This is a genomic window from Anaerostipes sp. Marseille-Q3525 (assembly GCF_018223505.1).
Lineage (GTDB): Bacteria > Bacillota > Clostridia > Lachnospirales > Lachnospiraceae > Anaerostipes > Anaerostipes amylophilus.
Genome location: NZ_JAGTTT010000004.1, coordinates 27,946 through 46,021, shown reverse-complemented (window position 1 = coordinate 46,021; position 18,076 = coordinate 27,946). Strand labels below are relative to the sequence as shown.

The following is an 18,076-nucleotide window of genomic DNA, read 5'->3' as shown; positions in this document are numbered from 1 at the left end:
TATGTCAATTATTTTATTTTTTATCGTTGTTGTATTACTTGTCATGATCATTACATCAACTGTACGCATCGTACCACAGGCACATGCCTATGTTGTGGAACGATTAGGAGCGTATCAGGGTACATGGTCTGTTGGACTTCATGTGAAAGTTCCATTTATCGATCGTGTTGCAAGGAAAGTAAATTTAAAAGAACAGGTAGTGGACTTCCCACCACAGCCAGTTATCACAAAAGATAACGTTACAATGCAGATCGATACCGTTGTATATTTTCAGATCACGGATCCAAAATTATACAGCTATGGTGTAGAAAATCCGATCATGGCGATTGAGAATCTGACAGCGACAACACTTCGAAATGTTATCGGTGATCTGGAATTAGACGAAACATTAACTTCCAGAGAGACAATTAATACTCAGATGAGAGCAACTCTTGATGTTGCAACAGATCCATGGGGAATCAAGGTAAACCGTGTGGAACTTAAGAACATCATTCCACCAGCAGCTATTCAAGATGCTATGGAGAAACAGATGAAGGCTGAACGTGAACGAAGAGAAGCAATCTTGATCGCAGAAGGTGAAAAGAAATCTGCAATCTTACGTGCAGAAGGACAGAAAGAATCTATGGTTCTTCAGGCAGAAGGTGATAAGGAAGCAGCAATCCTTCGTGCAGAAGCTAAGAAAGAAGCAACGATCCGTGAAGCCGAAGGTGAGGCAGAAGCAATCCGTGCGATCCAGAAAGCAAACGCACAGGGTATTGAATCGATCAAGGCAGCGAAAGCTGATGATGCAGTCATCCAGTTAAAGAGTCTAGAAGCATTTGCCAAAGCAGCTGATGGAAAAGCAACCAAGATCATTATTCCATCTGAGATTCAAGGAATGGCAGGTCTTGTAAAATCTATCACAGAAGTTGCAAAAGACGATGAAAAAAATATTACAGATCTGATCGAAGAACAGGCTCAGGAAAATGTAAAAGAACAGTAAATTTTAAGGATGCCTACGAGAATATAACAACTATTGGCAGGTATGCCGGAACACAAAAATGTGTTCCGGCTTTTGCAACGTTTGATACTGACAGGAGGTAAGAAAATGAAAACAATCGTTTGTTATGGAGATTCCAATACATACGGATATAATCCAGAAAATGGCTTTCGTTACGAATACGAAGAACGTTGGACAACCATTTTACAAAAGGAACTAAAAGATTCGGCGATCGTGATTCCAGAAGGATTAAATGGCAGAACAACAAGTTTTGAAGATGAGTTAAGACCTGGAAGAAATGGTGCAACATATTTAGATCCATGTTTACACAGCCACGGACCGATCGATCTGGTAGTTTTGATGCTTGGAACCAATGACCTAAAGATTCGTTTTCAGGCGACACCAACAGACATCGGAAAAGGAATTGACCGACTGATCAAGATGATCAAATCAATCACTCCGCAGAAGAGACAAGATGGGCAGTCAGCAAAGATTCTTTTAATGTCACCGCCACATCTTGGAGATAATCTTGTTGACATCCCAAGTGGAGAGGAAATGGGATTTGAAAGAGGAATCAGTTATTCAAAGAGACTGGCACCGATTTATGAAGACTGGGCCAAGTTTCATAATATCGAATTTCTGGATGCAGCAAAGTATGCAAACCCCTCTGAAATCGATGCCTGTCACCTGACAAGAGAAAGCCATAGAAAACTTGGCAAAATGGTTGCCAAAAAATGCAAGGAAATCCTTGAAATATAGCGGTTTCGGGTTGTTTTCAAAGATGCATTCCTATATAATAACAACTATATGATGCCTGCCGTGGGTTAAAGGGCAGAGACATCGACGATACAAGAAAATGGAGGAACAAAAGATGGACGCAAAGACAAGCTTAAAGGGAAGAAGTTTCTTAACATTAAAAGACTTTACACCAGAAGAAATTGGTTATTTTTTAGATTTAGCAGCAAAATTAAAAGCAGATAAGAAAAAAGGAATCACAGGAAACAGTTTAAAAGGAAAGAATATCGCTCTTTTATTTGAAAAACCAAGTACAAGAACAAGATGTTCATTTACGATCGGTTGTGTTGATGAAGGTGCTCACCCAGAATATCTTGGAAAAGATGATATTCAGTTAGGACATAAAGAATCTGTAGAAGATACAGCAAGAGTTCTTGGAAGAATGTTTGATGGAATCGAATTTAGGGGATTCTTACATGAGAATGTAGAGAAATTAGCGAAATACAGTGGAGTACCAGTATGGAATGGTTTAACAGACGATTACCATCCAACACAGATCTTAGCTGACTTCTTAACATTAAGAGAACAGTTCGGAGAGATCAAAGGATTAAACTTCGTATTTGCTGGAGATGGAAGAAATAACATGAGCAATTCTTTAATGATCGGATGCAGCAAGATGGGATTAAACTTCACATGCTTAGCACCAAAGAGCTTATGGCCAAAGGAAGAACTGGTAAAACAGTGTGAAGAATATGCAAAAGAATCAGGAGCTAAGATTCGTTTCACAGAAGACGTGAAAGAAGCCGTAGAAGGTGCAGACTGCATTTACACAGATGTATGGGCATCTATGGGTGAAGAAGATAAGGCAGCGGAAAGAATCGCTTTATTAAGACCATATCAGGTAAATAAAGAAATGTTAGAGATGACAGGAAAAGATTCAACGATTGTTATGCATTGTCTTCCAGCAGTCAAAGGACATGAGATCACAGAAGATGTCTTTGAACATTTTGCAGATGTGATCTTTGATGAAGCAGAAAACCGCATGCATACGATCAAAGCTGTGATGGTAGCAACTTTAGGAGAATATTAGGAGATAAAAATATTCAATGAAAAGCAAGATTCTGAAAGAATTAAAAAATGCAGACGATTATGTATCCGGGCAGCAGCTTTGCGAGCGGTTGGGAGTTTCAAGGACTGCGATCTGGAAGCATATTAAAGCATTAAGAGCAGAAGGATATGAGATCGATTCTGTGACTAATAAAGGTTATAAACTTGTGATGGAACCAGATCTCTTAACAAAAGAAGAAGTTTCATCCTGCCTACACACGAGATGGCTTGGAAAAGATCTTCACTGCTATGAGACAATGGATTCCACAAATCTCGAGATCCGTCGTCTGGCAGAAGCAGGTGCTAAGCATGGTACTGTTGCAATCACAGAAGAGCAGACGATGGGAAAAGGAAGAAGAGGACGAAGCTGGATGGCAGAAGCCGGAACAGGGATTGCAATGAGTTTTCTTTTAAAACCTCAGATCGAAGCACAGAATTCGTCAATGCTTACATTAGTGACAGCATTAGCAGTCAATAAAGCCATTTGTGAGATAACAGGAATCTGTGCAAAGATAAAATGGCCGAATGATATCATTGTGAATGGAAAGAAGATCTGTGGAATCTTAACAGAGATGAGCCTTCAGATGGATGAGATCAATTACATTGTGGTAGGACTTGGCATAAATGTAAATATCGATCATTTTCCAGAAGATTTAATTGATAAGGCAACTTCACTCCAGATCGAAGGAGGAAGAAAGATCAAGAGAGCTCCACTGGCAGCCAAAGTATTAGAATGTTTTGAAAAATATTATGAACGGTTTTTAAAGACAGAAGATTTAAGCCTGTTACAGGATGAATACAATAAACTTCTGGTACATACAGATCAGAAGATCAAGGTTGTGAGAGGTTCCAAAGAAGAGACATTTTTATCAAGAGGCATCAATCACCGTGGAGAACTACTGGTAGAGGATGAAGATGGAAAGGTATCAGAAGTTTCATCAGGAGAGGTATCAGTAAGAGGCATCTTGGGATATGTATAATATCTCAAGGCATATAGAATGATAGATAAGGAGAAATACAAAAATATGTATCAGGATAAAGTTACATTATGCGGTTCTAATGCATATGAGAAAAAATATTACCTGAATCCAGATTTTAACGGATTACCAGAACAGATCAAACAGGAACTGCAGATCGCATGTGTATTATTTACAGCAGAAGTCGGCGGAATCTTGACACTGGAATTCGATGAAGATGGAAAATTAAATTTTGTTACTCATGTGGAAGAGAACGATTTCTTCTATGATGAGATCGGAAGCGAACTGATGATCAAGAAACTAAGACAGGAAAAACAGGATTTCTGGGAGTCCTTGGAATTATATTATAGAATATTCCTTTTGGGGGAAGATGAGGTATAAATTATGTTATTAGCACTCGATGTTGGAAATACAAATGTAACGATCGGTGTATTCAAAAGAAAAGAAATTATAGAAGTATTTCGTATTACAACAAAGTTACCAAGAACATCCGATGAATTCGGAATTCTGATTTCAAATTTATTAAAAGAAAAAGGATTAGACGAACACGAAGTGAAAGCAGCGATCATTGGATCTGTTGTACCGAATATCATGCATTCACTGACAAGTGGGCTGATCAAATATTTTGATGTAAAACCAATTATTGTAGGACCAGGAATCAAGACAGGAATCAATCTTGGAAGATTTAATCCAAGAGAAGTTGGAGCAGACAGAATCGTGGATTTGGTTGCAGGATATGAGCTTTATGGTGGGCCAGCACTCGTTATTGATTATGGAACTGCAACAACATACGATATTGTCACAGAGAATGGCATATTCTTAGCAGGAGTGATTGCACCAGGAATCCGTACTTCAGCTAATGTATTATACAAAGATGCAGCACGTCTCCCAGAGATTGAGATCGTAAAGCCAAAGACAATCCTTGCAAATAGTACGATCGACAGTATGCAGGCAGGTCTGTATTATGGAGTTGTTGGTGAAACAAAATATATAGTACAGAAGATGAAAGAAGAGACAGGTTTTGATAACATGAAAGTTATCGCAACAGGAGGTCTTGGAAAGATGATCGCGCAGACAGTTGATGAAATCGACTACTACGATCCAACATTAACATTGAAGGGATTACAGATCATTTATGAGAAACAATAAATTAAAACCTTTAGTTATTGGAAATATTACAATCAAACATCCATTAGCACTGGCACCGATGGCAGGAGTTACAGATCTTCCATATCGTCTGTTATGTAAGGAACAGGGGGCTGGAATGATGTGCACTGAGATGGTAAGTGCTAAGGGATTATATTATGGAAACCGTAAATCTGAGCCATTGATGGCAACAGATCCAAAGGAGATTCCAGTAGCGATTCAGATTTTTGGTTCTGATCCAGATATCATGGGACAGATGGCAGCGAAAGTTAATGATGGACGATTCCAGATGATCGACATCAATATGGGTTGCCCAGTTCCAAAGATTGTAAATAACGGCGATGGATCAGCATTGATGAAGAATCCGAAATTAGCAGGAAAAGTGATCAAAGCAGTTGTTGATGCTGTTGATATTCCAGTTACAGTTAAGATTCGTAAGGGATTTAATGATGATCTGGTCAACGCACCAGAGATGGCACAGGTTGCACAGGAGAATGGAGCAGCAGCAATCGCAGTTCATGGAAGAACAAGAGAACAGTATTATTCAGGAACTGCAGACTGGTCCATTATCCGCAAGGTAAAAGAAGCTGTTGATATTCCTGTCATTGGAAATGGTGATATCACATGTGCCAAGGATGTATTAAGAATGCAGGAAGAAACAGGCTGTGATGGATTTATGATCGGAAGAAGAGCAAAAGGAAATCCATGGATTTTTAAAGAAATCTTACATTTCTTTGAGACAGGGGAAGAACTTCCAAGACCATCCTTAGAAGAAGTTGTAGCAATGATGTTAAGACACGGACAGATGATGATCGACTTTAAAGGAGAATACATTGGAGTCCGGGAGATGAGAAAACATGTTGCATGGTATACATTCGGTTTTCCGGGGGCAGCAAAACTTCGTGAGAAGGTAAATCATACAGAAACATACGAAGACTTAGAAGAATTACTGCAAACTTATCTCAAAGCTAATCCAGAAAGGGATTAGGAATTGACAAAAGAAACATAGGTAAGCTATAATTAATCAGTTAACATTTAGAACGAAAGGAATAGTGTTATGGCAGAGGCAAAGAAGAATATATTAACCCCAGATGGTTTAAAAGCATTAGAAGATGAATTACAGGAATTAAAAGTCGTAAGACGTAAAGAGATCGCACAGAAGATCAAAGAAGCAAGAGAACAGGGTGACTTATCAGAGAACGCAGAATATGATGCAGCCAAAGATGAACAGCGTGATATGGAAGCACGTATCGAAGAGATCGAACAGATCTTAAAGAACGCTGTTGTTATCGATGAGAAATTCGAAAAAGGTGTCATCAGCCTTGGATGTCATGTGTTATTAGAAGACATCTCTCTTGGAAAAGAAGTAACATACCATATCGTAGGTTCTACAGAAGCAGATATCCTTCAGAACAAGATTTCCAATGAAGCACCAATCGGTAGAGCTTTACTTGGAAAGAAGATCGGAGATGTCGTATCCGTAGAAGGAATCAATCAGGTAAACGATTTCAGAGTTATTGATGTACAGAGAAAGTAAGAGGAAGTAAGAAAAGTGGCACAGCAGAATAAAGATACAAACGAACTGATCAAAGTTAGAAGACAGAAACTGGCTGATTTACAGGCAGCTGGCAAGAATCCGTTCGAGATCATGAAATATGATGTAACACATCATTCAAAAGAAATCAAAGATAATTTTGAAGAATTAGAAGGAAAAGAAGTAGCAGTTGCAGGACGTTTAATGTTCAAACGTGTGATGGGTAAAGCATCTTTCTGTAACGTACAGGACCTTCAGGGTGGAATTCAGGCATATGTAGCAAGAGATGAGATCGGTGTAGAATCTTATCAGGATTTCAAGAAGATGGATATCGGAGATATCGTAGGTATCAAAGGTAAAGTCTTTGCTACAAAGACAGGAGAGAAATCTATCCATGCAGAAGAAGTGATTTTATTATCTAAGAGTTTAAAACCACTTCCAGAGAAATTCCACGGATTAACAGATACAGACACAAGATATCGTCAGAGATATGTTGATCTGATCATGAACGAAGAATCCAAAGAAGTATTCATCAAACGTTCTAAGATCATCAGCAAGATCCGTTCTTACTTAGATGGACAGGGATTCATGGAAGTTGAAACTCCAATGTTAGTATCAAACGCAGGTGGAGCAGCAGCAAGACCATTTGAAACTCACTACAACGCATTAAGTGAAGACGTGAAATTAAGAATTTCTCTTGAGTTATACTTAAAGAGACTGATCGTTGGTGGACTTGAGAAAGTTTACGAGATCGGACGTGTATTCCGTAACGAAGGTGTTGACACACGTCATAACCCAGAGTTTACATTAATGGAATTATATCAGGCATACACAGACTATCACGGAATGATGGATCTGACTGAGAACTTATACCGTTACCTTGCACAGGAAGTATGCGGTGGAACAAAGATTCAGTACAAAGATTTTGAGATCGACCTTGGTAAACCATTTGAGAGAATCACAATGGTAGACGCAGTTAAGAAATACTCTGGAGTAGACTTTAAAGAGATCAAGACTTTAGAGGAAGCAAGAGCAGCTGCCGAAGAACACCATGTAGAATATGAAGAACGCCACAAACGTGGAGATATCTTAAACTTATTCTTTGAAGAATTCGTAGAAGACAAACTGATCCAGCCAACATTCGTTATGGATCACCCAGTAGAAATCTCTCCATTAACAAAAAGAAAACCAGAAGATCCAGATTATGTAGAACGTTTCGAGTTCTTCATGAATGGATGGGAGATGGCAAATGCATACTCTGAGTTAAATGACCCAATCGATCAGAGAGAACGTTTCAAAGCTCAGGAAGAACTTCTCGCACAGGGTGATGAAGAAGCCAACACAACAGATGAAGACTTCTTAAATGCATTAGAGATTGGTATGCCTCCAACAGGTGGTATCGGATTCGGTATCGACAGAATGGTTATGTTATTAACAAACTCTACAGCGATCAGAGACGTCTTATTATTCCCGACAATGAAGTCCTTAGATGGTGTAAATAAGAAAAATGATGTAAATAATACAGCTTCTGAAGCACCTGAAAAAAATGTAAAAACTGAGTCTGAAAAGATTGATTTTTCTAAGGTAAAGGTAGAGCCTTTATTTGAGGAATTTGTTGATTTTGATACATTCAGCAAGTCAGATTTCCGTGCAGTAAAGGTTAAAGAGTGTGTTGCAGTACCGAAGTCAAAGAAACTGTTACAGTTTACTCTTGATGACGGAACAGGCACAGACAGAACCATTTTAAGCGGTATTCATAGCTTTTATGAGCCGGAAGAACTGGTTGGAAAGACTCTTATTGCTATCACAAATCTTCCACCGAGAGCTATGATGGGCATTGACTCTTGCGGTATGCTCCTCAGTGCTATTCATGAAGAAGAAGGCGAAGAAAAGCTTCATCTTCTGATGGTTGATAACCACATTCCGGCAGGTGCTAAGCTCTATTAAGATGATGTAAAGATGTACCGTTTTACAAAATAAACGGGACGTACTTCATTTGATAAAAAACTGAAAAAACAGCGATTTACATCAAACTTACATCAATTGATGCAGAAATCGGTGCAAGCAAGAAAAAATCGCATAATTAAAGCAATGAGTGGGCAATTCCAATCGGGATTGCCCATTTTCTAAAATGAATGGAAATACAAATCGGAATTTATTCAAGGAGGATATGGATGAAACTGTTTTTATGTTCGCACTTTTCAAGTGTAGGAAGTTTGATAAAAGAAGAAATTGATAACAAGAAAGTCGCATTTATTCCCACAGCTTCGCTACGTGAAGGCTATACCGGTTATGTCGGCTCGGCTCGAAAGCTATTCAATAAACTGGGAGCAGCCGTAACGGAAATTGATATTTCAACGGAGGCTTATTTAACGATACAGTCCGTTTTTGAAGATGCGGATGTGATATATTTTACTGGTGGAAATTCTTTCTTTCTTATGGACCAGCTCCGTAAAACGGGAACGGATGAGCTATTGAAGAAGGAATTGGCAAAGGGAAAACTGATGATTGGTGAATCGGCGGGTGCGATTATATGCGCTCCAACTATCCAATATATTGAACAAATGGATGAAAAACCGGAGGACTACTCACAAGAAGATGATGCAGGGCTTGATTTGATTGATTTCTATGTTCTTCCGCATTATCTTACAGCACCATTTAAGAAAGTTACCGAGAAAATAATGACTGAATTTTCGGATTTGAATCTATGCCCAATTAACAACCATCAGGGAATTGTAATTGATGGTGAAGGTTCAAAGATTATTTGCAAAGACTAATTTGAAAATTCGTGTTTGTCAACTTGCCCTTTGAGAGAGGAGAAATCCTTTTCTCAAAGGGCTTTTTCTATGCTGAATGTGAAGCAACTAAACTTTTTTGACTTTTTATATTTGGTATAGGATAATGATAGCAGAGTAATTTTAATAAAAAAGGTACGTGCTATTGTGTGTTTATTAGGAGGTGTTGGTGTGATACGGCAATATGACGAGTATGATATAGACGCACTGATGAAAATATGGTTAGACACGAATATTCAAGCACATAATTTTATATCGTCTGATTATTGGCGTTCAAATTATGATATGGTTAGAAAAATTCTTCCTTATGCAGAGATATATGTGTATCAAGATGACAATACAGAAGAAAAAGAATTTATAATGGTGTGGAATCGTCAAATTTAGTTTGTTGAACCCTTTAAGAGAAAAAAGCCTCATGATCATGAGGAAAAATGAAAGTGAAATACGTTAGCTGATAAAGTGTATAGGCTCAAAAGGGAAAGTGCCATTTTGGGACTTATTTTGTGATATTCCACAAAAAATGGGAATTATAAAGATTTTATTCTTTACTACGGAGGTGTATTGTAAAAAATTATTTTGCTATACTGACAATATCAACAGAAAAGATGAATCACTCACAACTGGATGAGTGTTAGAAGGAGAAAAAGATGTTAACAGTATTATTTACTATTTGTATGATTTGGTTTGTTGGAAAATTTTTTATATTTGGCTTAAAAGCATCCTGGGGAATCATGAAATTACTTTGTATGATTATTTTCTTTCCAGTGATATTGATCGGAATGGTAGTAGGCGGATTAATGTATATAGCTTTTCCGCTATTGATTATTGGTGGGATTATCGGACTTGTAACTTCACATTCTTAAAGAGGCAGGGAGGTGTTTTTAATGGGATATGATATTGAAAAGGAAAAAAGAGAAGCAATTGAAGCCGGACGCAGAGCCTTAAATAGTCTTAGTGCAGCAAAAGAGAATCTGAACAGTGCAAAAAACTGGGGTCTGGTAGATATGTTTGGCGGAGGATTTTTCAGTACGATGCTGAAACATTCTAAAATGGATCATGCAAAGCAGAATATGGATCAGGCAAAGTATGATCTCCGTAATTTCAGCAGGGAATTAAATGATGTAAATATGGCATGTGATCTACATATCAATACCGGAGATTTTCTTTCATTTGCAGATTATTTTTTCGATGGATTTGTTGTGGACTGGATGGTCCAGGATCGAATCAACACTGCAAAAAGACAGGTAGAAGAAGCTATTCGAAGAACAGAAAGTATCGTCAATCAATTACAACGTATGTAAAGACAACGGCAATGAATCAGAAATGATTCATTGCCGTTCGTGAGTTATGGATCATTTTAATTTTTCTTTTTCGGCATTTAGAAGTTCAAGATTGAGACCCTGTTCACTGGCTGTCTTATCTACCCAAAGATTTAGAGAGTCTATGGCTAAAGAAATTGCATCCAGTTTTTTACTGATAAAAGCAAAATCCTTCATCTCATCATCACTGATCTTGCCGTCACGAGCGATTTGGATCAGCCGACCGGTAAGAGGGTTGATTTCATTTAGACCGGCAATGGTTTCTAGGATGATATTTGACAAGTCAGTTACTTCTATTTCTGGAACATAGCGGTGGCCTATTTCACATTTGTGTGAGCAGTAATAATTGCAGAGATCCGGTCTCTTATAAGCATCAGCCATTTGAATGATATCGTAAGGTGTAGGCTCCTGTGTTTCGTATTCGAATTTTTCGATTTTAGAATCTGAGACAGCCTTCATTTTATCACTTGCTTCTGCCCTTGTAAGCCCTGCGGCTTCCCGGCAAAGCTGGTAAATTGTTTTGTTTTCTCTGGTAGATTGTTTACCCATGAGAATTTCCTCCCTCTATATCGCAAGACATGAGGATTATCAGGTGTTAAGTCCACATGTTGTGCGTGTGTTTTCTCTATGGATTTTATTATACTGGAAGCATCAAGAAACAACAAGAAAATCTATCAATCGCCTAATGGATGCTTTAGAAGAGTTGAAACAGGCTAAAAGATATGAACAGTTGAAGATTAAATCATAAAATTCAAAGAAATGGAGGAGTTGATAATGAAAGGAATATTCGGAGAGTTAATCCTACGAAAGAAGAAAATTAAATAAAGAACATTAGAAAAACTCCTGTGGATTTGCCCAGGAGTTTTTCTATTTCATATATTTCATATAAAATCACAAAAATATAGCAAAGACTGTTTACTTTATGCCAACATATTATTCATCAGTGCCTTAATATCCTCTTCCGGGGTAGTAATAGGTCCAATGCCATAATTTTCTACCAGAAAGTTCAGAATGTTAGGTGATAAGAACGCTGGAAGAGAAGGACCAAGACGGATGTTTTTGATACCCAGATGCAAAAGTGTTAACAGGATGCAGACGGCTTTTTGTTCATACCAGGAAAGAACGAAGGAAAGCGGAAGCTCATTAACAGAGCATTCAAATGCATCCGCAAGTGCGACAGCAACCTGGATCGCACCATAAGCATCGTTGCACTGGCCAATATCCATCAGTCGTGGCAGGCCACTGATTTCTCCCAGATCGATATCATTGAAACGGAATTTCCCACATGCAAGAGTGAGGATCACACTGTCAGAAGGTGCCTGTTTTACAAATTCTGTATAATAATTTCGACCTGGCTTAGCACCATCACAGCCGGCAACCAGGAAGAAATGGCTGATATCGCCTGATTTTACAGCTTTTATTACAGTATCTGCATGGGACAGGATGGCTGCATGACCAAAACCAGTTGTTACTTTCGTACCACCGTTGATACCTGTGAGGATTTGATCTTCTTTGTAACCACCCAGTTCCAGTGCTTTTTCAATAACTGGTGTAAAATCTTTTTTCTCATCGATATGAACAGTGCCTGGGAAAGCAACCATTTCTGTTGTAAACACTCTGTCAGCATAGCTGCTTTTTGGAGGCATCAGGCAGTTGGTAGTGTAAAGGATCGGAGCGGGAAGATGATCAAACTCTTTCTGTTGATTCTGCCATGCGGTTCCGAAATTTCCTTTTAGATGAGGAAATTTCTTTAAGAATGGATAGGCATGGGCTGGGAGCATTTCACCATGAGTATAGATGTTGATTCCTTTTCCGCTTGTCTGTTCAAGTAAAAGCTGCAGATCCTTCAGATCATGACCAGTTACTACAATAAATGGCCCTTTTTCTACGGTAAGTGTAACTTCTGTCGGTTCTGGTGTTCCATAGGTTTCAGTATTTGCCTTGTCAAGAAGTGCCATGCACTTCAAATTGATCTCTCCTACTTTGAGAACTGTAGAAAGAAGTGCTTCGGAGCTCTCTTCATAACCAATCTTAAATAGTGCTTCGCAGAAGAACAGATTCACTTCATCATCTTCATAATTCAGAACATTTGCATGATAGGCATATGCAGCCATTCCGCGAATGCCAAAGAGAATAAGGGACTTCAGAGATCGAATATCTTCGTCTGCATTCCATAGTTGCTGCATATTGTATTCGTCTGTTTTACCACACGGAGACTGACATTTGCTGCAATCAGGAGCCAGTCTTTCTTTCTCTGCTCTGACTTTTTGTATCATATTTTCAATTGAAGCATTATCAAAATTGACATTTGTAACTGTAGTAAACAGTCCTTCAATTATGACTTGACTAGTTTTTTTAGAAACATTTGTTGTGCTGTCAACAGCTCTTGCCAGACCGATCAACGCACCTGTCAGTTCATCCTGTAATTTTGCTGTATCTGCCGTTTTTCCACAGACACCAGAATTTCCTGTACATCCACTGCATCCGATCGTCTGTTCACACTGAAAACAAAACATATTCTTATCCATTACTATATTCTCCTTTTATTCTAAGATCTTTTTTATCATTTCCATCCTCTGTCAATAGTATACAACTTGGGTTTCTGTAAAAAATATAGTATAATAATTGCAACATGTATGTTTGATTTCCAACAGGAGGGATCATTTTGAAAAAATATTTGCCTATTTTAAAAAACAGTCCTTTTTTTAAAGGCCTTACGGATAATGAGATACTATCGATATTACATTGCGTAAATGCAACGACAATTTACAGAAAACGGGCTTCTTATATTTTCAGAGCTGGAGACTCTACCGAAGTTATGGGACTTGTGGTGTCGGGTTGCGTTCTTGTTATGCAGGAAGATCTGTGGGGACACCGAAATATTCTGTCAAAATGCTATGCCGGTGATTTTTTTGGCGAGCCATATGCAGCAAGTCCGGGAGCTGTTTTGAATGTCAGCGTGGCAGCAGATGAGGATTGTGAAATCATTTTTTTAAATGTTCAGAGACTTTTGGCTTCCTGTCCAACTGCATGCGAACATCATCAGAAGTTGATCCGTAACCTGGTCAGTGTCTTGGCCAATAAGATATTGATCCTAAACGACAAGATCACACATGTTGGTAAGCGAACGACCAGAGATAAACTGTTGTCTTATTTGTCAGCAGAATCTATCAGACAGTCATCGTTGTCTTTTGACATTCCTTTTGATCGACAGCAATTGGCAGATTATCTTTGTATTGATCGTGCAGCAATGTCTACGGAGATATCAAAATTACAAAAAGATGGTTTTATAAAAACGAATCGAAAGCATTTTGAGTTGATCGTTAGTGTTTTTAGATAACAAAAAGAAACTTATGGAGGAATATGATAATGTCAAAAGATGAATATTTGATCACAGATGCGCCCCTTAAAGCGCTGACTGTTTTTGCAATGCCCATGATCCTCGGCAGCTTCTTTCAACAAGTGTATAATATGGCTGATTCGATCATAGTCGGTCAGTTTGTAGGCTCTTCTGCACTTGCAGCTGTTGGTGCCTGTGCTGCCCTTACGAATGTCTTCATTTGTGTAGCATTGGGTGCTGGTGTAGGTGCGGGTGTGCTTGTCAGCCGCTATTTTGGAGCCAGAGATTATGGCAAAATGAAAACGATCGTGTCAACATCATTGATCAGTTTTCTGGTCTTAAGTATATTTTTGGGTGTCTTTGGTTTTTGTTTTTCTCATTTGATGATGAGTGTATTACAAACACCTGCTGATATACTGAATGAAGCGGTATTGTATCTAAGAGTTTATTTTGTGGGATTTCCATTTTTGTTTATGTATAATATTCTTTCAACAATGTTTACTTCGATCGGTGAATCGAAAATACCGTTGGCTCTTTTAATATTCTCATCGATGTTAAATATATTGATGGATCTTTGGATGGTAGCTGGACTTGGACTCGGTGTGTTCGGTGCAGCCCTCGCAACTCTCATTGCACAGGGGATTTCCGCAGTGTTGTCACTTTTGATCTTCTTGTGCCGGATGCGTCGATATGAAAGTCGCTTTGACTGGTTTGACAGACAGGAGTTACATTCTATGCTTCAAATTGCTGTACCGTCAGTTCTTCAGCAGTCCACAGTGTCAATTGGCATGATGATCGTACAGGCAGTCGTGAATCCATTCGGTACACAGGCACTTGCAGGATATTCAGCAACGATGAGAGTAGAAAATGTTTTTTCATTGATATTTGTATCCATTGGTAATGCAGTTTCGCCGTATGTTTCTCAGAATCTTGGTGCAAAGAAGATCGAACGTATCAAAAAGGGATACCATGCTGCATTGGTGTTAGATATATGTTTCGCAATCCTTGCTTTCATGATCATCGAATCCTTGCATACCCAGATTTCTTCACTGTTCCTAGGGAAAGATGGAACTGCTTTAGCATATCAGGTGTCTGGAAATTATATGAGATGGCTCGGTTATTTCTTCACCTTCATGGGAATTAAGATGGCAACAGATGGAGTCCTTCGCGGTCTTGGAATCATGCGGCCATTTCTTGTTGCTAATATGGTAAATCTTGCGATCCGCTTGTCAGTTGCTTTGATTTTTGCACCGCGTTTTGGTATTGCATTTGTCTGGCTCGCTGTACCAGCTGGCTGGTTTGCCAACTTTCTGATCTCCTATGGGGCACTCAGAAAATCATGGCCAAGTGATAATTGTAATTGCGTAATCAATACGAATGAGTTATTATAATAACAGATAGGTTTTTAAACCAGCAGCGAAAGCTTCTGAAGCCATACGAAGAAGGTTCAACGGACCTTTCTGCCGACAGACGGCAGGAAAACGGGATATTCATCATTTATCAGAATTCTGAAAATCGCGATTATATCATAAGATACAAAAACGACGCAGACAGTAAAATCGCATACTTTTAAAATGAATGGGCAGTCCCTCAGGCAGGGACTGTCTATTTTTCTGTTGAATTAAAGTAGCTGCAATAAAAATTGTAACTATTGATCCAGATTATTATACGAGAATATCGTACAAGGAGAGAATTTATGTTAGGAATCATCATTGACAGCATCAGTACTTTTATGTACAGTAAATTGCTAGTAATACTGTTGATCGGAGCGGGAATCTATTTTACGATCCGTACAAAACTGCCACAGATGAGATTATTTAAAGATGCCTGCAAAGCCGTTGTAGAAAAGCCAGAAGATGAAAATGGAGTATCATCATTTCAGGCATTAATGGTATCGACTGCATCTCGAGTTGGAACCGGAAATATTATTGGAGTCTCATCTGCTATCTGTATTGGAGGATTTGGTTCTGTATTCTGGATGTGGGTGATCGCAATCATTGGAAGTGCATCCGCACTGATCGAAAGTACGTTAGCACAGATTTATAAGAAAAAAGGAAAAGACGGAGAATGCTACGGAGGACCTGCGTATTACATTGAAGCAGCACTTCACTGCAGACCATTAGCCATTGTATTTTGTATCTCCATGATCGCAACTTATGCATTTGGGTTTAACATGCTTGCATCCTATAACCTACAATCTACATTTTCAGGATTCTCATTCTATGATACAAAATGGACTCCATGGATCATCGGAGGAATTCTTGCATTAATTACAGGATGGTGCCTCTTAGGCGGAGGATCAAGAATCGTAAAAGTAACATCCACATTAGTTCCAGCCATGGGAGTTGCATATATCCTGATCGCAGTCATCGTTATGATCATCAATCACGCATATCTGCCAGTTGTATTTTCAAAGATCATCAGTGAAGCATTTGACTTTCAGGCAATCTTTGGAGCATTTGCAGGTTCCGCAATGATGCAGGGAATCAGACGAGGACTTTATTCCAATGAAGCAGGAATTGGATCAGCACCAAACGCCTCCGCATCTGCACAGGTAAGCCATCCGATCAAACAGGGATTAGTACAGATGTTATCTGTATTTATTGATACACTGCTATTATGTACAGCAACAGCTATGATGTGTTTATCATCAGGAATCGCACCAGCCCAAGAACTGCAGGGAGCACCATGGGTACAGGCAGCACTCCATGAATCCTTAGGAAACTTCGGACCGCTCTTTATCACAGTAGCGATGGTGTTATTTGCATTTACAACACTACTTGGAAATTGCTTTTATTGTGATAACTTATTAAATTATATTCATAAAGGACAACCATCAAAGGGATTTATGAAAGGATTCCGTATTGTGTCATCATTGGTTGTATTTATCGGTGCTGGAATGGAAGTTTCTATGCTTTGGAATATTTCGGATGTGTTGATGGGAGTAATGGCACTGATCAATATTCCGGTAATCTTGATCTTGTCGAATACGGCACTTAAGGCACTTGCCGATTATGAGAAGCAGAAGAAAAACGGAGGGAATCCGGTATTTAGGGCTCGGGATATTGGGCTTGAATATGAGACGGATTACTGGGGATAAATTTTAGAAAGGATTTTATGGAAGGTTTAGGATGTTAGAGAGTTTTCTATTGTGTTGTGATTGTAGTCCTATGACAAAAACCTGCCAAGGTTAGGGAAGCTTTCACCTCTATAGTGGGAGAGAATGTCACTTCTATTAAAAGGAAGTGCATTTCTCATTTACAATTCATTATAATAGAACTATAATGAATCGGCAATAGAAAGCCGAAGGCGAAAGCTTAACTGGAAGAAAGAAGGAAGAAGAAATGTTAACAATACTATTTTTAATCTTTTTATTTGGAATTTTTGGAAAATTATTTTTCTTTGGAATACGAGCAGCATGGGGGATTTCAAAATTTATTTTAATGTTAGTATTTTTCCCAGTTATCTTAATTGGAATGTTAGTTATTGGACTCGTGAAAATTGCATTTCCATTACTGATCATCTTTGGAGTAGTCGCAATGTTTGGTATGGATCGCTAAAATCAAAATAAGAGGTTTTGAAAGGATGAGGTATTTTTATAGGACACCTCATCCTTTATTCTATAGAAAGAGAAAAACATAAATGAAATGGTAGCAAACGCTCCAACATTTTCGGTAGCCTTTAAACAATTTACAGATTGGTGTTTGAAAATCAAAGATGATGTGATGATCTATGCATGGAGCAATACCGATCATAGTCAGGTCATGAAGGAAATTCAGTTGAAACAATATAAGCTTTCAGAAGAAGAACATAAGCTGATGGAACATGGATGGACAGATTTTCAAAATGAATTTGATATCCATCTAGGATTTGAACGCCAGATTTCATTGAAACTTGCATTGGATATGGCAGGAATCGACTTTAACGGAAGACAGCATGATGCTCTTGATGATGCAAGAAATACAGCAAAACTTTTGCGTGTTTTTAAAGATGAAGAACTGTTTGATCAGACACTTCGTAAGATCGAAGAGGTTATGAAACCATCATCACTTGAAAATACACTGGGGAATTTGATTGATCTGTCTATGTTTATGACTACATAAAGGTATAAAGAAAAGTGCTGGTGTTTTTATGCCCCACCATA

The 18,076-nt window shown here is 38.5% G+C and carries 21 protein-coding genes; 19 read left to right on the top strand and 2 right to left on the bottom strand.

Features of this window, described 5'->3' with window-relative positions:
• The first annotated feature begins 1 nt into the window (after position 1).
• The 13 genes from KE503_RS03315 to KE503_RS03255 all read left to right on the top strand — a co-directional run bounded on the left by KE503_RS03315 (position 2) and on the right by KE503_RS03255 (position 10,574).
• Positions 2-982, top strand: coding sequence for an SPFH domain-containing protein (locus KE503_RS03315; protein ID WP_022374508.1), 981 nt, complete (start codon positions 2-4; stop codon positions 980-982).
• A 105-nt stretch (positions 983-1,087) separates the two neighbouring features.
• The gene (locus KE503_RS03310) at positions 1,088-1,738 is read left to right on the top strand and encodes an SGNH/GDSL hydrolase family protein (protein WP_022374507.1); all 651 of its coding nucleotides are present in this window, start codon (positions 1,088-1,090) and stop codon (positions 1,736-1,738) included.
• Between the two features lie 112 nt (positions 1,739-1,850).
• Complete coding sequence (gene argF, locus KE503_RS03305; protein ID WP_022374506.1) at positions 1,851-2,804, top strand: ornithine carbamoyltransferase; 954 nt, start codon at positions 1,851-1,853, stop codon at positions 2,802-2,804.
• A 16-nt stretch (positions 2,805-2,820) separates the two neighbouring features.
• On the top strand, positions 2,821-3,801 hold the full coding sequence (locus KE503_RS03300; protein ID WP_117944113.1) for a biotin--[acetyl-CoA-carboxylase] ligase: 981 nt from the start codon (positions 2,821-2,823) through the stop codon (positions 3,799-3,801).
• Positions 3,802-3,846: 45 nt separating this feature from the next.
• Positions 3,847-4,179 carry a DUF6145 family protein gene (locus tag KE503_RS03295; protein ID WP_022374504.1) on the top strand — a complete coding sequence of 111 codons (333 nt, stop codon included), beginning with the start codon at positions 3,847-3,849 and terminating at the stop codon, positions 4,177-4,179.
• Between the two features lie 3 nt (positions 4,180-4,182).
• Complete coding sequence (locus KE503_RS03290; RefSeq protein WP_022374503.1) at positions 4,183-4,947, top strand: type III pantothenate kinase; 765 nt, start codon at positions 4,183-4,185, stop codon at positions 4,945-4,947.
• Positions 4,934-5,932, top strand: a complete 999-nt coding sequence (dusB, locus tag KE503_RS03285; RefSeq protein ID WP_022374502.1) for a tRNA dihydrouridine synthase DusB — start codon at positions 4,934-4,936, stop codon at positions 5,930-5,932. The genes KE503_RS03290 and dusB overlap by 14 nt, the downstream gene beginning before the upstream one ends.
• Positions 5,933-6,001: 69 nt before the next feature.
• Entirely contained in the window at positions 6,002-6,481 is a 480-nt protein-coding gene (gene greA / locus KE503_RS03280) for a transcription elongation factor GreA (RefSeq protein WP_212384483.1), read from the top strand.
• Between the two features lie 15 nt (positions 6,482-6,496).
• Entirely contained in the window at positions 6,497-8,425 is a 1,929-nt protein-coding gene (lysS, locus tag KE503_RS03275) for a lysine--tRNA ligase (RefSeq protein ID WP_212384482.1), read from the top strand.
• A 227-nt stretch (positions 8,426-8,652) separates the two neighbouring features.
• Positions 8,653-9,255 carry a Type 1 glutamine amidotransferase-like domain-containing protein gene (locus KE503_RS03270; RefSeq protein ID WP_212384481.1) on the top strand — a complete coding sequence of 201 codons (603 nt, stop codon included), beginning with the start codon at positions 8,653-8,655 and terminating at the stop codon, positions 9,253-9,255.
• Positions 9,256-9,444: 189 nt separating this feature from the next.
• Positions 9,445-9,657 (top strand): hypothetical protein, encoded by a 213-nt coding sequence (locus KE503_RS03265; protein ID WP_212384480.1) that lies wholly within the window; start codon positions 9,445-9,447, stop codon positions 9,655-9,657.
• Positions 9,658-9,920: 263 nt separating this feature from the next.
• Entirely contained in the window at positions 9,921-10,136 is a 216-nt protein-coding gene (locus tag KE503_RS03260; protein WP_055073234.1) for a hypothetical protein, read from the top strand.
• Positions 10,137-10,157: 21 nt separating this feature from the next.
• On the top strand, positions 10,158-10,574 hold the full coding sequence (locus tag KE503_RS03255; RefSeq protein WP_173776405.1) for a hypothetical protein: 417 nt from the start codon (positions 10,158-10,160) through the stop codon (positions 10,572-10,574).
• A 51-nt stretch (positions 10,575-10,625) separates the two neighbouring features.
• Here KE503_RS03255 and KE503_RS03250 read toward each other — a convergent pair whose 3' ends face one another.
• Positions 10,626-11,141 carry a helix-turn-helix domain-containing protein gene (locus KE503_RS03250; protein ID WP_212384479.1) on the bottom strand — a complete coding sequence of 172 codons (516 nt, stop codon included), beginning with the start codon at positions 11,139-11,141 and terminating at the stop codon, positions 10,626-10,628.
• 43 nt (positions 11,142-11,184) lie between these two features.
• On the opposite strand from KE503_RS03250, the gene KE503_RS03245 reads away from it, so the two are divergent.
• The gene (locus tag KE503_RS03245) at positions 11,185-11,340 is read left to right on the top strand and encodes a hypothetical protein (RefSeq protein ID WP_212384478.1); all 156 of its coding nucleotides are present in this window, start codon (positions 11,185-11,187) and stop codon (positions 11,338-11,340) included.
• 172 nt (positions 11,341-11,512) lie between these two features.
• On the opposite strand, the gene hcp is transcribed toward KE503_RS03245, so the two are convergent.
• Positions 11,513-13,120, bottom strand: a complete 1,608-nt coding sequence (gene hcp / locus KE503_RS03240) for a hydroxylamine reductase (RefSeq protein WP_212384477.1) — start codon at positions 13,118-13,120, stop codon at positions 11,513-11,515.
• 137 nt (positions 13,121-13,257) lie between these two features.
• Here hcp and KE503_RS03235 point away from each other — a divergent pair, with 137 nt between their 5' ends.
• The 5 genes from KE503_RS03235 to KE503_RS03215 all read left to right on the top strand — a co-directional run bounded on the left by KE503_RS03235 (position 13,258) and on the right by KE503_RS03215 (position 18,035).
• Positions 13,258-13,932 (top strand): Crp/Fnr family transcriptional regulator, encoded by a 675-nt coding sequence (locus tag KE503_RS03235; RefSeq protein WP_212384476.1) that lies wholly within the window; start codon positions 13,258-13,260, stop codon positions 13,930-13,932.
• 29 nt (positions 13,933-13,961) lie between these two features.
• Positions 13,962-15,323 carry an MATE family efflux transporter gene (locus tag KE503_RS03230; protein WP_212384475.1) on the top strand — a complete coding sequence of 454 codons (1,362 nt, stop codon included), beginning with the start codon at positions 13,962-13,964 and terminating at the stop codon, positions 15,321-15,323.
• 305 nt (positions 15,324-15,628) lie between these two features.
• Positions 15,629-17,032, top strand: coding sequence for an alanine/glycine:cation symporter family protein (locus KE503_RS03225; protein ID WP_055196327.1), 1,404 nt, complete (start codon positions 15,629-15,631; stop codon positions 17,030-17,032).
• 244 nt (positions 17,033-17,276) lie between these two features.
• On the top strand, positions 17,277-17,492 hold the full coding sequence (locus KE503_RS03220; protein ID WP_212384474.1) for a hypothetical protein: 216 nt from the start codon (positions 17,277-17,279) through the stop codon (positions 17,490-17,492).
• An 87-nt stretch (positions 17,493-17,579) separates the two neighbouring features.
• On the top strand, positions 17,580-18,035 hold the full coding sequence (locus KE503_RS03215; RefSeq protein ID WP_212384473.1) for an exonuclease domain-containing protein: 456 nt from the start codon (positions 17,580-17,582) through the stop codon (positions 18,033-18,035).
• The last annotated feature ends 41 nt before the right edge of the window (positions 18,036-18,076 follow it).

Coding starts and splice junctions, on each gene's coding strand:
- KE503_RS03260 (WP_055073234.1), top strand. CDS start 9,921: ATGTTAACAGTATTATTTACTATTTGTATGATTTGGTTTGTTGGAAAA.
- KE503_RS03225 (WP_055196327.1), top strand. CDS start 15,629: ATGTTAGGAATCATCATTGACAGCATCAGTACTTTTATGTACAGTAAA.
- dusB (WP_022374502.1), top strand. CDS start 4,934: ATGAGAAACAATAAATTAAAACCTTTAGTTATTGGAAATATTACAATC.
- KE503_RS03230 (WP_212384475.1), top strand. CDS start 13,962: ATGTCAAAAGATGAATATTTGATCACAGATGCGCCCCTTAAAGCGCTG.
- KE503_RS03295 (WP_022374504.1), top strand. CDS start 3,847: ATGTATCAGGATAAAGTTACATTATGCGGTTCTAATGCATATGAGAAA.
- KE503_RS03290 (WP_022374503.1), top strand. CDS start 4,183: ATGTTATTAGCACTCGATGTTGGAAATACAAATGTAACGATCGGTGTA.
- KE503_RS03215 (WP_212384473.1), top strand. CDS start 17,580: ATGGTAGCAAACGCTCCAACATTTTCGGTAGCCTTTAAACAATTTACA.
- KE503_RS03250 (WP_212384479.1), bottom strand. CDS start 11,141: ATGGGTAAACAATCTACCAGAGAAAACAAAACAATTTACCAGCTTTGC.
- KE503_RS03300 (WP_117944113.1), top strand. CDS start 2,821: ATGAAAAGCAAGATTCTGAAAGAATTAAAAAATGCAGACGATTATGTA.
- KE503_RS03315 (WP_022374508.1), top strand. CDS start 2: ATGTCAATTATTTTATTTTTTATCGTTGTTGTATTACTTGTCATGATC.
- KE503_RS03255 (WP_173776405.1), top strand. CDS start 10,158: ATGGGATATGATATTGAAAAGGAAAAAAGAGAAGCAATTGAAGCCGGA.
- hcp (WP_212384477.1), bottom strand. CDS start 13,120: ATGGATAAGAATATGTTTTGTTTTCAGTGTGAACAGACGATCGGATGC.
- KE503_RS03270 (WP_212384481.1), top strand. CDS start 8,653: ATGAAACTGTTTTTATGTTCGCACTTTTCAAGTGTAGGAAGTTTGATA.
- KE503_RS03310 (WP_022374507.1), top strand. CDS start 1,088: ATGAAAACAATCGTTTGTTATGGAGATTCCAATACATACGGATATAAT.
- KE503_RS03220 (WP_212384474.1), top strand. CDS start 17,277: ATGTTAACAATACTATTTTTAATCTTTTTATTTGGAATTTTTGGAAAA.
- argF (WP_022374506.1), top strand. CDS start 1,851: ATGGACGCAAAGACAAGCTTAAAGGGAAGAAGTTTCTTAACATTAAAA.
- greA (WP_212384483.1), top strand. CDS start 6,002: ATGGCAGAGGCAAAGAAGAATATATTAACCCCAGATGGTTTAAAAGCA.